We start from the raw sequence: 14,081 nt of genomic DNA on the forward strand, positions 1-14,081 counted from the left end.
CATGGACGGCGACGTAACCAGCGCGGTACCCGTGAGCGCCGCCGACCTGTTGGCGGCGCAGGCGCGCCTGCGTCGCTACCTGGACCCGACGCCGTTGCATCACGCCGAACGCTTCGGCTGCTGGCTGAAGCTGGAAAACCTGCAGCGCACCGGCTCCTACAAGGTGCGCGGCGCGCTCAACGCGCTGCTGGCCGCGCGCGAACGCGGCGATCACCGCACCGTGATCGCCGCCTCCGCCGGCAATCATGCCCAAGGCCTGGCCTGGGCCGCGTACCGCCTGGGCGTCAACGCGATCACGGTGATGCCGCGCTGCGCGCCACAGACCAAGATCGCCGGCGTCGCCCACTGGGGCGCCACCGTGCGCCTGCACGGCGACAGCTACGACGAGGCCAAGGCCTTCGCGATCGAGCTGGCCGAGCAACACGACTATCGCTTGCTGTCGGCCTTCGACGATCCCGACGTGATCGCCGGCCAGGGCACGGTCGCGCTGGAGCTGGCCGCGTTCGCGCCCGATGTGCTGCTGGTGCCGATCGGCGGCGGCGGCCTGGCCGCCGGCGTCGCCCTGGCGCTGAAGTCGGAGCTGCTGTGCGGCAGCGCGGCTGCGCGCCGCGTGCGCGTGATCGGCGCCCAGGTCGAAGGCGTGGATTCGATGGCGCGCGCCCTGCGCGGCGACCGCCGCCTGATCGAACCGGCCGCGACCCTGGCCGACGGCGTGCGGGTCAAGGATCCGGGCCGCCTCACCGAACGCGTGCTGAGCGCGCTGCTGGACGACGTGGTGATTGTGCGCGAAGCCGAATTGCGCGAGACGTTGGTGCGGCTGGCCTTGGAGGAACACATCATCGCCGAAGGCGCGGGCGCGCTCGCGCTGGCGGCCGGCCGCCGCATCGCCGGCAAGCGCAAATGCGCGGTGGTGTCCGGCGGCAACCTCGACGCCGGCGTGCTCGCGCAGCTGCTGTCCGAGGTGCGCCCGCGCGCACCGCGACGCCCGCGCCGACGCAGCCGCGAGGCGCCCGCACGCGACGCGGCCGCCATCGAGAGCGACATCTTCCGACTGGCGCGACTTAGATCCGGGTCGTCGCCGCCCGCGCGCACGACCCACACGCCCTCCCTTGCCCCGCATTCCACTTTGATCGAGGACGTCCCCGCATGAACGAGTCGCCCGGGCCGGTAGTACCGATAGACCACGCCCCGCAACACATCGCCATTTTCGACACCAGCCTGCGCGACGGCGAGCAATCGCCCGGCTGCAGCATGAGCTCCAGCCAGAAGCTGCGCTTCGCGCATGCGCTGGCCGAACTGGGCGTGGACGTGATCGAAGCCGGCTTCCCGGCCAGCTCCGGCGCCGAAATCGAAGCGACCCAGGCGATCGCGCGCGAAGTGCGCGGCTCGACCCTGGCCACCCTGGCGCGCTGCCATGTCGGCGACATCGAGGCCTGCGCGCGCGCCCTTGAAAGTGCCGGCAAGCCGCGCATCCACGTCTTCATTTCGACCAGCCCGCTGCATCGCGAACACAAACTGGGCCTGAGCCGCGAGCAGGTCCTGGAACGCGCGGTGATGGGCGTCGAACTGGCGCGCCGTTACGTCGACGACGTCGAGTTTTCGGCAGAGGACGCGCTGCGCACCGAGCCGGAATTCCTGGCCGAGGTCTGCGGTGCCGCGCTGGCCGCCGGTGCGCGCACCCTGAACATTCCCGACACCGTCGGCTACACCACCCCCAGCGAGATCCGCGCCCTGTTCGAGTACCTGCGCGCGAACGTGCGCGACGCCGAACGCGCGATCTTCAGCGCCCACTGCCACAACGACCTGGGCCTGGCGGTGGCCAACAGCCTGGCCGCGATCGAAGGCGGCGCGCGCCAGGTCGAATGCACTATCAACGGCATCGGCGAACGCGCCGGCAACTGCGCGATGGAAGAGCTGGTGATGGCGCTGCGCGTGCGCGGCGGCTATTACAACGCCCAGACCCGCATCGACACGCGCCGGCTGGTGCCGACCTCGCGCCTGCTGTCGCGCATCACCGGCATGGCCGTGCAACGCAACAAGGCCATCGTCGGCCAGAACGCGTTCGCGCACGAGTCCGGCATCCACCAGCACGGCATGCTCAAGCACCGCGGCACCTACGAGATCATGAATCCCGAGGACGTGGGCTGGGCGCAGTCGCAGATGGTGCTGGGCCGCCACAGCGGCCGCGCCGCGCTCAGCGATCGCCTGCAAACCCTGGGCTTCGTCGTCGACGAGGCGCGTCTGAACGCGGTGTTCGCCAGCTTCAAGGCCCTGGCCGAGAAGAAGCGCGAAGTCTTCGACGCCGACCTGGAAGCGCTGGTGCTGGGCGCCGACGCGCGCGCCGCGCGCGGCCATCGCCTGGTGCGCGCGCATGTCAGCACCGGCATCGCCAGCGACAGCCTGCCGACCGCCAGCGTGCAGCTGGTCGATCCCGACGGCGGCGCCATCAACGAAGCCGCGGTCGGCGACGGCCCGGTGCACGCGCTGTTCGCCGCGCTGGCGCGCGCGACCGGCGTGCAGCTGCAGATCGACAGCTACCACGTGTCCAGCGTGACCACCGGCGACGACGCCCAGGGCCAGGCCAGCGTGACCACACGCGTGGACGGTGTCGAACTGACCGGCTCGGGCACCAGCACCGACATCCTCGAGGCCAGTGCGTTGGCCTGGCTGGAGATCGCCAACCGCGTGCTGCGCACCCAGCAGCAGACCCCGCAGCGCCTGGCCGCCACCGCTTAAGAGCCCCTCTCCCGCCTGCGGGAGAGGGGTTGGGGTGAGGGCACGCGCCAAGCAGCCACGACGACGGCTCCGCACAGCGCCCCACGCCCCGAACCGCTCCCGCCAACGCAACAGCCGCCCAACATCGAAGCCCCACATCCCGCCATGACCGCACCCAGAACCCTGTTCGACAAACTGTGGGACGCCCACCTGGTCACGCCCGAGACCGAGGCCGTGCCCGCCGTGCTCTACATCGACCTGCACCTGATCCACGAGGTCACCACCCCGCAGGCCTTCGCCGAGCTCGAATCGCGCGGCCTGTCGCCGCGCCGGCCGGACCTGACCAAGGGCACCCTCGACCATTCCACACCGACCCTGCCGCGCGGCGCCGACGGCCGGCTGCCCTACTACACCGACGAGGCCGAGCGTCAGGTCGACACCCTGCGCCGCAACTGCGCGCGCCACGGCATCGAGTTGTTCGACTACGACAGCCCGCACCGCGGCATCGTGCACGTGATCGGCCCAGAGCTGGGCCTGACCCAGCCCGGCATGACCATCGTCTGCGGCGACAGCCACACCGCCACCCACGGCGCGTTCGGCGCGCTCGCGTTCGGCATCGGCACCAGCGAGGTCGGCCACGTGCTGGCCACCCAGTGCCTGTTGCAGCGCAAGCCGCGCACCCTGGCGATCAACATCGAAGGCGAGCTCGCGCCCGGCGTCGGCGCCAAGGACCTGATCCTGCACGTGATCGGCGAGATCGGCGTCAACGGCGGCACCGGCCAGGTGATCGAGTACCGCGGCTCCACCGTGCGCGCGCTGTCGATGGACGAGCGCATGACGGTCTGCAACATGTCGATCGAGGCCGGCGCGCGCGCGGGCCTGATCGCGCCCGACCAGGTCACCTACGACTACCTGGCCGCGACCCCGCGCGCGCCGCAGGGCGCGGACTTCGAACGCGCGGTCGCGCGCTGGAGCGCATTCGTCGGCGACGAGGGCGCGCGCTTCGATCGCGAAGTGCATATCGACGCCAGCACGATCAAACCCACCCTGACCTGGGGCACCCACCCCGGCCAGGTCGCCTCGGTCGACGCGCAGCTGCCGATCGCGCAGGACGCCGACGCCGCCAAGGCGCTGGCCTACATGGGCCTGAGCGGCGGCGCGGCGTTGGCCGGCGCGCCGGTGGACGTGGTGTTCGTCGGCAGCTGCACCAATTCGCGCCTCACCGACCTGCGTCAGGCCGCGCAGGTGCTGCAGGGCCGGCGCGTGCACCCGCGCGTGCGCATGCTGGTGGTGCCGGGTTCCGAACAGGTCAAGCGCGAAGCCGAGGCCGAGGGCATCGACCGCATCGTGCGCGCGGCCGGCGCCGAGTGGCGCGAGCCGGGCTGCTCGATGTGCATCGCCATGAACGGCGATCTGGTCGGCCCGGGCCAGCTCGCGGTCTCCACCAGCAACCGCAATTTCGAGGGCCGCCAGGGCAAGGGCGCGCGCACGCTGCTGGCCTCGCCGCTGACCGCGGCCGCCTGCGCGATCGCGGGCGAGGTCACCGACCCGCGCGCCTACCTGCAAGCCGTCGCCACGGAGGCCGCGTGATGAGCGCTTTCACCGCACTGACCTCGCGCACCGTCGTTCTGCGCGAACGCAATATCGACACCGACCAGATCATCCCCGCGCGCTTTCTCACCACCACGCAGCGCCAGGGCCTGGGGCGCTACGCCTTCAACGACTGGCGCTACCTCGCCGACGGCTCGCCCAATCCCGAGTTCGTCTTCAATCGACCCGAGAACGCCGGCGCGCAGATCCTGGTCGCGGGGCGCAACTTCGGCTGCGGTTCCTCGCGCGAGCACGCGCCCTGGGCCTTGACCGACCTGGGCCTGCGCGCGGTGATCAGCACCGAGATCGCCGACATCTTCCGCAGCAACGCGCTCAAGAACGGCCTGCTGCCGATCGTGCTCGACAGCGATGTGGTCGACGAGTTGCTGGATCGTCCCGGCATCGAATTGTCCGTCGACGTCGCCAGCCGCAGCGTGATCCTGCCCGGCGGCCGCCGCGTGCAATTCCCGCTGGACGCGTTCGCCCAGACTTGTCTGCTCGAAGGCGTGGACCAGCTGGGCTATCTGCTCAAACAACAAACCGCCATCCAACGTTATGAGGAACTGCGTCATGCACGCTGAGATCGTCGTATTGCCGGGCGACGGCATCGGCCCCGAAGTCACCGCCGCCGCGGTCGAAGTGCTGCGCACGGTCGGCCGCCGCTACGGCCACGCCTTCGCGCTGCGCGAGCACCTGATCGGCGGCGCCGCGATCGACGCCACCGGCGAGCCCCTGCCCGAAGCCACGCTGGCCGCCTGCCGCAAGGCCGACGCCGTGCTGCTGGGCGCGGTCGGCGGCCCGAAGTGGTCCGACCCCAAGGCGAAAGTGCGTCCCGAACAAGGCCTGCTGGCCCTGCGCAAAGGTCTGGGCCTGTACGCCAACCTGCGCCCGGTGAAACCGCACGCGGCCACCCTGGGCGCCTCGCCGATCAAGCCGCACCTGCTGGCCGGCGTCGACCTGCTGGTGGTGCGCGAGCTCACCGGCGGCATCTACTTCGGCCAGAAGCAGCGCAGCGCCGACAGCGCCAGCGACCTGTGCGAGTACAGCGTGGCCGAGATCGAACGCGTGGTGCGCCGCGCCTGCGCGCTCGCGCGCGGTCGCCGCGGACATGTGGTCTCGGTGGACAAGGCCAATGTGCTGGAGACCTCGCGTCTGTGGCGCGAAGTCGCCACTCGCGTCGCCCGCGACGAGTTCCCGGACGTGACCCTGGAACACCAGCTGGTCGATTCGATGGCGATGCATTTGATCGCCAAGCCGCGCGCCTTCGACGTGATCGTGACCGAGAACATGTTCGGCGACATCCTCACCGACGAAGCCTCGATGCTCGCCGGCTCGCTGGGCCTGCTGCCATCGGCCTCGCTGGGCGAAGGCAAGGTCGGCCTCTACGAGCCCATCCACGGCTCCGCCCCCGACATCGCCGGCCGCGGCATCGCCAACCCGGTCGGCACCATCCTCAGCGCGGCGATGCTGCTGCGCCACTCGCTGGGTTTGAGCGACGAAGCCGACTGCATCGAACAAGCGGTGGCGGCGGTACTGGAACGCGGCGTCCTCAGCGCCGACCTCGCCCCGAACGGCCGCGGCGCCAGCACGGCCGAGGTGACGGCGGCGGTACTCGCGCAGCTGGAGCTGCCTTGTCAGATCGCGGAGCTACGCGACTGAGTGCGGGGCTGCGCATTCGAACGTGCAGCCCTGGCCTTGAATAGACCAACCACGGTTGCAGTTTCGGTTGCGTTTGCCGTCGCGTTTGCCGTTGCTGTTGCTGTTGCTGTTGCATTGGAATTCATTGCAACGCACTCGCCGATCAGCCGTAGACCCGAAGGGCGGCGCGCAGGACGCGCGCCGTTTTTCGATAGGACAAGGATGTCCTATCGAAAAATCCCGGCGCACGCNGCCGGCATCGGGATCGGAATGAAGACCAGCGTCCAGGGCTGCAGCAGGATTCCAATTCATTGCAACGCACTCGCCGATCAGCCGTAGACCCGAAGGGCGGCGCGCAGGACGCGCGCCGTTTTTCGATAGGACAAGGATGTCCTATCGAAAAATCCCGGCGCACGCTCCGAACTCGCAAGGGAGGGTTGGTCACGCTAGCCCTTCTCTTTGGTCACTTTCTCTTGGGCTAGCAAGAGAAAGTGACCCGCATGCGCAGCAGGCGGAAGCCCTTGACCTTCGGTCTGAAAAGACGAAAGCAAAGCAAAAGCAAATCCTCCCCAACCCTCCTTTTCCAAAGGAGGGAGCTAGAAGCAAAGAGCGGGAGAGGGGATAGAGACCGCGGGCTTACGCCCCCGCCTCCGGCGCCTTCACCTTGAACCACGCCGCATACAGCGCCGGCAGGAACAATAGCGTCAACAGCGTCGCCACCATCAGACCGCCCATGATCGCCACCGCCATCGGCCCGAAGAACGCACTGCGCGACAGCGGAATCATCGCCAGGATCGCCGCCAGCGCCGTCAACACGATCGGCCGGAAACGCCGCACCGTCGCCTCCACGATCGCCCGCCACGGCTCATGCCCGTCCGCACGGTCCTGCTCGATCTGATCGACCAGGATCACCGAATTGCGCATGATCATGCCCGACAACGCGATCGTGCCCAGCATCGCCACGAAACCGAACGGCACCCGGAACACCAGCAGGAACAGGGTCACGCCGATCAGGCCCAGCGGCGCCGTCAGCAGCACCATGAAACTGCGCGAGAAACTGCGCAGCTGCAGCATCAGCAAGGTGAACACCGCGAACACGAACAGCGGCACGCCGGCGATGATCGAATTCTGGCCGCGCGCCGAGTCCTCGACGCTGCCGCCGACATCGATCGAGTAGGCGTAAGGCAGCTGCGCACGCAGCGCGTCCAGGGTCGGCGAGATCTGGCCCATCACCGTCGCCGGCTGGGTGCCGTCGTAGATGTCGGCGCGCACCGTAATGGTCGGCTGGCGGTCGCGGTGCCAGATGATGCCCTCCTCGAAACCGTACTCGAGCGTGGCGATCTGGGTCAGCGGCACCGCGCGGCCGTTGCTGGTCGGCACCATCAGGCTGCCCAGCATGCTCAACTGCAGACGCTCCTCGGTGGGGCCGCGCAGCAGCATCTCGATCAGTTCGTTGCCCTCGCGGTAGGTGCTGATGTGCGAGCCCGACAGCGAACTGGACAGGAACTGCGACAGCTGCGCCGAGGTCACGCCCAGCGCGCGCGCGCGTTCCTGGTCCACCTGCAGGCGCACCACCTTGTTCGGCTCGTCCCAGTCCAGGTTCACGTTGGTCACGTGCGGGTTGGCACGGATCTTCTCGCGCACCTGATAAGCGATCGCGCGCACGCGGTCGATGTGCTCGCCCGAGACGCGGAACTGCACCGGGTAGCCGACCGGCGGACCGTTCTCCAAGCGGGTCACGCGCAGCTGCAGGTCGGGGAAGCGCGGCACCACGTCCTTGATCACCCATTCGCGGATCGCTTCGCGCGCGGCCACGTCCTTGGGCATCAACACGAACTGGGCGAAGTTGGCCGACGGCAGCTGCTGGTCCAGCGGCAGATAGAAGCGCGGCGAACCGGTGCCGACGTAGGACACGTAGTTGACCAGGTCCTTGCGCTGCTTGAGCAGAGCTTCCAGACGCTGGGCCTGTTCGGCGGTCTGACGCAGCGAGCTGCCCTCGGCCAGCTCCATGTCCACCATCAGCTCCGGACGCACCGAATCCGGGAAGAACTGCTGCGGCACGAAGCGGAACATGAACACCGACAGGAAGAACGCGGCCACGGTGATCCCGATCACCAGCCAACGGCGGCGCACGCACCAGGTCACCCAGTTGCGGAAGCGCGTATAGAACTTGCTGGCGTAGGGATCGTGATCCTTGCCGTCGTGCGGCGTGGGGGCGATGAACTCCGCCAGCGCGCCCGCGCCCGAGCGCGCGCTTAGACGCTCGGCCCAGCGCGCGCGTTGCGCATGCCAGCGCGCGACCAGCGAGCCGGGCTTGGGCGCGGCCGCATGGCCGTGGTCGGGCAGCAACTTGTCGCCCAGGTAAGGGATGAACGCGACCGCGGCGATCCACGACACCAGCAACGCGATCGTGACCACCTGGAACAGCGAGCGCGTGTACTCGCCGGTACCGGAGGCCGCGGTCGCGATCGGCAGGAAGCCGGCGGCGGTGATCAGGGTGCCGGTGAGCATCGGGAAGGCGGTGCTGTCCCAGGCGAATGCGGCCGCGCGGATGCGGTCGAAGCCCTGCTCCATCTTGATCGCCATCATCTCGACGGCGATGATCGCGTCGTCCACCAGCAGGCCCAGCGCCAACACCAGCGCGCCCAGCGAAATCTTGTGCAGGCCGACGCCGAAGAACTGCATGGCGGCGAAGGTCATCGCCAGCACCAGCGGAATCGACAGCGCCACCACCAGGCCGGTGCGCCAACCCAGCGAGAAGAAGCTGACCAGCAGCACGATCAGCACCGCCTCGGCCAGCACGCGCACGAACTCGCCCACCGACGCATCGACCGCGGCCGGCTGGTCGGCGACCTTGCGCAGCTCCATGCCCGCCGGCAGGGTCTTCTGCAGCCGCGCGAACTCGGTCTCCAGGGTCTTGCCCAGCTTGAGGATGTCGCCGCCCTCCTTCATCGACACGCCGATGCCGATCGCGTCCTCGCCCATGAAGCGCATGCGCGGCGCGGGCGGATCGGAGAAGCCGCGGCGTACCTCGGCGACGTCGCCGAGGCGGAAGGTGCGGTCGCCGACCCGGATCGGGAATTCGCGGATTTCCTCGACGGTCTTGAACTGGCCGCCGACGCGCAGCGCCACGCGGTTGCTGCCGGTTTCGAAGAAGCCGGCCGGGGCCAGCGCGTTCTGCTGATTCAGGGCCTCACCGACCGCGTTGGCCGGCACGCCCAGGGTCGCCAGCTTCACGTTCGACAGCTCGACCCAGATCTTCTCGTCCTGCACGCCGAACAGTTCGATCTTGCCGACGTCGGCGTGGTCCTGCAGAGCCAGTTGCACGCGCTCGGCGTAGTCCTTGAGCACGGCGTAGTCGAAGCCCTTGCCGGTCAAGGCATAGATATTGCCGAAGGTGTCGCCGAACTCGTCGTTGAAGAACGGCCCGACCACGTCGCTGGGCAGCGTGGCGCGGATATCGCCGACCTTCTTGCGCACCTGGTACCACAGCGGCTGGATGTCCTTGGAGTGCATCGAGTCGCGCGCGCCGAAGATCACCTGCGACTCGCCGGCGCGCGAGTACGAGCGGATGAACTCGTACTGGCCGGTCTCCATCAGCTTCTTCTCGATGCGCTCGGTGACCTGGCGCGAGACCTCGTCGGCGGTGGCGCCGGGCCACAGGGTCCGGATCACCATGACCTTGAAGGTGAACGCCGGGTCCTCGCTGCGGCCCAGACGCATATAAGAGAAGGTGCCGGCGATCGCCGCCACCAGCATCGCGTAGACGATCAGGCTGCGGTGACGCAGCGCCCATTCGGAGAGATTGAAGCGCATGAGAGAGGCTCAGCGTTGAATGAGTCGCCCCTCTCCCGCTTGCGGGAGAGGGGTTGAGGTGAGAGCGGACGGATGCGGTACGACGCGTGTCGCGGCGGCGCGCCCCCATCCCATCCCTTCCCCCGCGAGCGGGGGAAGGGCGAAGGTGCCGAGCGGGATTCGCATCGGGCAGCTCAATGGCGATCGGGTCGCGTTCACTTCGGGGACTACGGTTTGACGGGTCGATTGTCTCGATCCACCGCCACCACCTTCTGACCCGCACGCACCAGATGACCGCCGGCCGCGACCACCCAGTCGTTCGCGCTCAGGCCGCTCGTGACCGGCACGCGATCCTCGCCGTAGGCGCCGATCCGCACCGGCACCAACTTCAGGGTCGAGGTTTTGGGGTCGACCACGAACACCGCGGGCGCGCCCTTGTCGCGTTGCAGCGCCGACAGCGGCACGCTCAAACCCGCACCGCCATTGCCGTCCTGGACGATGTAGACGCGCGCGCTCTGACCGAGTTCGAGGCTGCCTTCCGGCGCCTCGACCGCGACCCGCGCGGCATAGGTGCGCGAGGCCGGGTCGGCGGCCGGCGCGATCTCGCGCACCCGGCCCGGCCAGCGCTGGCCCGGTTGCGACCACAGCTCGACCATCACCTCGCGGCCGGTCTTGAACTGGGCGATCGCGCCTTCGGGTATCGCGAACGCGATTTCGCGCACGCCGTCGGCGGCCAGGCCGAACACCTGCTGGCCGGCCGCGACCACCTGCCCGGCCTCGGCGCTGCGCGTGGCGATCACGCCCGCGTGCGGCGCGCGCAATTGGGTGTACTGAGCCTGGTTGCGCGCCACGTCCAGGTTGGCGCGGGCGGCGTTGACCTGGCCCTGCGCGGCCTTGGCCGCGGCGTTCTGCGCGTCCAGGTTGGAGCGACTGACCAATTGATCGTCGGCGAGGCGGGCAAAACGCTGCTGATCGGCGCGGGCGCGGCCGAGTTCGGCCTCGGCCGCGGCCAATTGGGCCTGGGCCGCGCGCGACTGCGCCTGCAGATCGCCCGGGTCCAGCACCGCGAGCAGGTCGCCGGCGGCGACGTGGGCACCGACATCGACCCGACGCTCGACCAGGTTGCCGCCGACCCGGAACGACAGCGGGCTTTCCTGGCGGGCGCGGACTTCGCCGGCGAAGGCGGTCACGCCGGTCTGGCCGGCGCCGGGGTGGGTCACCAGCACCGGCCGGGCCGCTTCGGGCGCGGGGGCATCGCGGCCGCAAGCCGCCAACGCCAGCATCAGAACGGCGCTGGAAAACGCCAATCCGGGGGAGGAAGTGCGGCTGCGCATCGCGGGTGACCTCAGGGATAATTAATGTACCTGGCGGTACTGTATAAATATCGAACCCGTTAGTCTAGTATTCCGCGCATGACCGCCTCACGCAAAACCCTGCCCCCGCCCGAGACCGCCAAACCCGCCGGTCCGGGCCGCCCCAAGGACCTGAGCAAGCGCGCCGCCATCCTCGATGCGGCCTCGAAAATGTTCACCCAGGCCGGCTTCGACGCCACCAGCATGGATCAGATCGCGGCCGAGGCCGGGGTCTCCAAGCTCACCGTCTACAGCCATTTCGGCGACAAGGAGGCCCTGTTCGCCGAGGCCATCAAGACCTATTGCGAGCGCCACCTGCCGCCGCTGCTGTTCGAGCCCTCGCCGGCGACCCCGCTGCGCGAGCGCCTGATGACGATCGCGCAGGCGTTCTGGGCCATGGTCAGTGCGCCCGAGGCGGTCCAGGGCCATCGCATCCTGTGCTCGCCGCAGCTGGCCGGCTCGCCGCTGCCGCGGATGTTCTGGGAAGCCGGCCCGCAGCGCGTGCACCAGGAATTCGCGGCCCTGCTGCGCCGGCGCATCGTCGCCGGCGAGCTGCGGATCGACGACGTCGAGCGCGCCGCCGGGCAGTTCTTCGCCCTGCTCAAGGGCGAACCGCACGCGCAACTGGTGTTCGGTTGCGACTTCGACGCGTCCCAGATCGACGCCCACCTGCAGGCCTCGGTGGACCTGTTCCTGCGCGCCTACGCCCGTTCCGCGTCCCATGGATAGAACCCAGGCCCGGGCGGGAGCGCGAATGACGACGGTCTTGGTGACTTCCGGCACTCAGCCCCGTACGCCCGCAACCGCCATCCTGTATCCACCGGCTGCCGCGCCAGACCGGTAGAATTGTCGGCTCTAGCCTGCATTTCGACCGACGTTCCCCGCGCGAGACCACGAACCAATGACTACGATCGATTACGCCAAAGCACGTGAACTGATGGTCGAACAACAAGTTCGGCCCTGGGACGTGCTCGACCCGCGCGTACTCGACGTGCTGGCGACGCTGCCGCGCGAGGCCTTCGTCTCCGCCGAGCACCGCAACCTGGCCTATGCCGATCTGTCCCTGCCGCTGGGCCATGGCGAATTCGCCATGAAGCCGGTGCTGGAAGGCCGCACCCTGCATTCGCTGGAGCTGGACCCCACCGACGACGTGCTCGAGATCGGCACCGGCAGCGGCTATCTGACCGCCTGCCTGGGGCGCCTGGCGCGCGAAGTGACCAGCCTGGAAATCCACGCCGACCTCGCCGACGCCGCCCGCGCGCGCCTGTCCGAGCAATCGGTGGAGAACGCCCAGGTGGTGCTGGCCGACGCCTACGCCTGGCGTAGCGAGCGCCGCTACAACGCGATCTGCGTCACCGGCGCGGTCGCCGAAATTCCGCAACACTTCTTCGACTGGCTGCAGCCGGATGGACGCCTGTTCGTGGTCCGCGGCCGGTCGCCGGCGATGGAAGCGGTGCTGGTGCGCAACGAAGTCAACGCTCGCCGCATCCAATCGTTGTTCGAAACCGACCTACCCTATCTCGTCGGCGCGGCGCCCGCGCCCGTCTTCGAGTTCTGAACCGAACGTCAAGGAAGCCGCATGATCCGCCGCCCACTCGTTCTCGCCCTCGTTGTCGCCCTGCTGCCGGCCGTCGCTTCGGCGGAAGACCTGCTGCAGACCTACGAGCTGGCCCGCAACGGCGACCCGCAGTTGTCGGCCGCCGAATCCAGCCGCCTGGCCACCAAGGAAGGCGCGGTGCAGGCCCGCGCGGCGATGCTGCCGTCGCTGACCGGTTCGGCCACGCTCAGCAAGTCGCGCAACACCGCGCCCAGCTTCACCGACAATAGCGATCCGACCAATCCGGTCGAGGTCGCCGGCAATCTGACCACCGAGACGACCTCGCGCAGCTACGGCGTCGACCTGCGGCAGATGATCTACGACCGCAGCCGCTTCACCACGCTCAAGAGCCGCAACGCGCTCAGCCAGGCCAGCGACTTTCAGCTCGAGTCCGCCGGCGACACCCTGATCACGCGTACCTCGGCCGCCTACTTCAACGTGCTGGTGCAGCTGGAGACCCTGGCCGCGGCCGAGGCCGCCGAGACCGCGCTGAAGAAGCAGTTCGACTACGCCTCCAAGCGCCTGGAAGTCGGCCTGGCGCCGATCACCGACGTGCACGAAGCCCGCGCCCAATACGACAACGCCCGCGCCAACACCATCCTGGTGCGCAACGCGGTCGAGGACGCCTACCAGGCGCTGAGCGAAATCACCGGCCAGCCGATCCGCAACCTCAAGGGCCTGCCGGACGACTTCAAGCCGGCGCTGCCGGAATCGCAGGGCGTCGACGGCTGGGTCCAAACCGCGATCGAGAACAACCCGTCCCTGCGCGCCAAGCAGTTTCAGGTGCAGTCGGCCGAAGCCGACGTCGAGACCGCGCGCTCCGGCCACTGGCCGACCCTGTACCTGACCGGCGGCTACGACAAGAGCAAGACCTGGACCGACCGCACCTTCGGCGGCAACACCTTCGAAAGCGACAGCGAAGGCCGCGGCCCCAGCCTGGGCATCACCCTGTCGGTGCCGATCTTCGCCGGCGGCGCCACCCAGTCCGGCGTGCGCCAGGCCCTGGCCACGCGCGATGTCGCCAGCGACGAGCTTGAGCAGCAGAAGCGCGCCCTGGTGCGCAACGCCCGCAACGCCTACCAGACCCTGGTCGCCGGCGTCAGCGAAGTCGAAGCCCGCCGTCTGGCGCTGGTCTCGGCGCGCAGCGCCTACGAGGCCTCCCAAGTCGGCCTGGAAGTCGGCACCCGCACCGTGCTGGACGTGTTGATCAACCAGCAGAACCTGTTCACCGCGCAGCAGGCCTACGCGCAGGCCAAGTACAACTACCTGCAGAACCGTCTGCTGCTGGAGCAGGCTGCCGGTACGCTGGACGTGGCCGACGTGCAGGACATCAACCGCCTGCTGACCGCCGAACCGGCGGCCAAGTTCGAGCCCAGCGGTGGCTGATTCCGACG

The 14,081-nt window shown here is 69.0% G+C and carries 10 protein-coding genes; 8 read left to right on the top strand and 2 right to left on the bottom strand.

Annotated features, from left to right (window positions below; translation table 11 throughout):
• Position 1 precedes the first annotated feature (1 nt).
• The 5 genes from ASE43_RS13890 to leuB all read left to right on the top strand — a co-directional run bounded on the left by ASE43_RS13890 (position 2) and on the right by leuB (position 5,964).
• Positions 2-1,150, top strand: coding sequence for a threonine dehydratase (locus ASE43_RS13890; RefSeq protein ID WP_057160895.1), 1,149 nt, complete (start codon positions 2-4; stop codon positions 1,148-1,150).
• On the top strand, positions 1,147-2,736 hold the full coding sequence (locus tag ASE43_RS13895; RefSeq protein WP_057160896.1) for a 2-isopropylmalate synthase: 1,590 nt from the start codon (positions 1,147-1,149) through the stop codon (positions 2,734-2,736). The genes ASE43_RS13890 and ASE43_RS13895 overlap by 4 nt, the downstream gene beginning before the upstream one ends.
• Positions 2,737-2,880: 144 nt before the next feature.
• Positions 2,881-4,305 (top strand): 3-isopropylmalate dehydratase large subunit, encoded by a 1,425-nt coding sequence (gene leuC / locus ASE43_RS13900; RefSeq protein WP_057160897.1) that lies wholly within the window; start codon positions 2,881-2,883, stop codon positions 4,303-4,305.
• Complete coding sequence (leuD, locus tag ASE43_RS13905; RefSeq protein ID WP_057160898.1) at positions 4,305-4,886, top strand: 3-isopropylmalate dehydratase small subunit; 582 nt, start codon at positions 4,305-4,307, stop codon at positions 4,884-4,886. Before leuC ends, leuD begins: the two co-directional genes overlap by 1 nt.
• Positions 4,876-5,964 (top strand): 3-isopropylmalate dehydrogenase, encoded by a 1,089-nt coding sequence (gene leuB, locus ASE43_RS13910; RefSeq protein WP_056180232.1) that lies wholly within the window; start codon positions 4,876-4,878, stop codon positions 5,962-5,964. Before leuD ends, leuB begins: the two co-directional genes overlap by 11 nt.
• Before the next feature lie 615 nt (positions 5,965-6,579).
• Here the strand turns inward: leuB and ASE43_RS13915 are convergent.
• The gene (locus tag ASE43_RS13915) at positions 6,580-9,759 is read right to left on the bottom strand and encodes an efflux RND transporter permease subunit (RefSeq protein WP_057160899.1); all 3,180 of its coding nucleotides are present in this window, start codon (positions 9,757-9,759) and stop codon (positions 6,580-6,582) included.
• A gap of 206 nt (positions 9,760-9,965) precedes the next feature.
• Positions 9,966-11,072 carry an efflux RND transporter periplasmic adaptor subunit gene (locus tag ASE43_RS13920; protein ID WP_057160900.1) on the bottom strand — a complete coding sequence of 369 codons (1,107 nt, stop codon included), beginning with the start codon at positions 11,070-11,072 and terminating at the stop codon, positions 9,966-9,968.
• A gap of 78 nt (positions 11,073-11,150) precedes the next feature.
• Between ASE43_RS13920 and ASE43_RS13925 the strand changes: the two genes are divergently transcribed.
• The 3 genes from ASE43_RS13925 to ASE43_RS13935 all read left to right on the top strand — a co-directional run bounded on the left by ASE43_RS13925 (position 11,151) and on the right by ASE43_RS13935 (position 14,073).
• A complete protein-coding gene (locus ASE43_RS13925) occupies positions 11,151-11,819 on the top strand; it encodes a TetR/AcrR family transcriptional regulator (protein WP_056180244.1) in 669 nt (222 codons plus the stop codon).
• Between the two features lie 172 nt (positions 11,820-11,991).
• Positions 11,992-12,648, top strand: coding sequence for a protein-L-isoaspartate O-methyltransferase (locus tag ASE43_RS13930; RefSeq protein WP_056180247.1), 657 nt, complete (start codon positions 11,992-11,994; stop codon positions 12,646-12,648).
• A 21-nt stretch (positions 12,649-12,669) separates the two neighbouring features.
• The gene (locus ASE43_RS13935) at positions 12,670-14,073 is read left to right on the top strand and encodes a TolC family outer membrane protein (protein WP_056180250.1); all 1,404 of its coding nucleotides are present in this window, start codon (positions 12,670-12,672) and stop codon (positions 14,071-14,073) included.
• Positions 14,074-14,081: the final 8 nt, after the last annotated feature.

Origin of the sequence: Lysobacter sp. Root983, assembly GCF_001429345.1 — a bacterium.
Classification (GTDB): Bacteria; Pseudomonadota; Gammaproteobacteria; order Xanthomonadales; family Xanthomonadaceae; genus Lysobacter.

What these genes read in the sequence shown, in the direction of transcription:
- leuD (WP_057160898.1), top strand. Translation starts at nt 4,305, where the DNA reads ATGAGCGCTTTCACCGCACTGACCTCGCGCACCGTCGTTCTGCGCGAA.
- ASE43_RS13890 (WP_057160895.1), top strand. Translation starts at nt 2, where the DNA reads ATGGACGGCGACGTAACCAGCGCGGTACCCGTGAGCGCCGCCGACCTG.
- ASE43_RS13925 (WP_056180244.1), top strand. Translation starts at nt 11,151, where the DNA reads ATGACCGCCTCACGCAAAACCCTGCCCCCGCCCGAGACCGCCAAACCC.
- ASE43_RS13895 (WP_057160896.1), top strand. Translation starts at nt 1,147, where the DNA reads ATGAACGAGTCGCCCGGGCCGGTAGTACCGATAGACCACGCCCCGCAA.
- ASE43_RS13930 (WP_056180247.1), top strand. Translation starts at nt 11,992, where the DNA reads ATGACTACGATCGATTACGCCAAAGCACGTGAACTGATGGTCGAACAA.
- ASE43_RS13935 (WP_056180250.1), top strand. Translation starts at nt 12,670, where the DNA reads ATGATCCGCCGCCCACTCGTTCTCGCCCTCGTTGTCGCCCTGCTGCCG.
- leuB (WP_056180232.1), top strand. Translation starts at nt 4,876, where the DNA reads ATGCACGCTGAGATCGTCGTATTGCCGGGCGACGGCATCGGCCCCGAA.
- leuC (WP_057160897.1), top strand. Translation starts at nt 2,881, where the DNA reads ATGACCGCACCCAGAACCCTGTTCGACAAACTGTGGGACGCCCACCTG.
- ASE43_RS13915 (WP_057160899.1), bottom strand. Translation starts at nt 9,759, where the DNA reads ATGCGCTTCAATCTCTCCGAATGGGCGCTGCGTCACCGCAGCCTGATC.
- ASE43_RS13920 (WP_057160900.1), bottom strand. Translation starts at nt 11,072, where the DNA reads ATGCGCAGCCGCACTTCCTCCCCCGGATTGGCGTTTTCCAGCGCCGTT.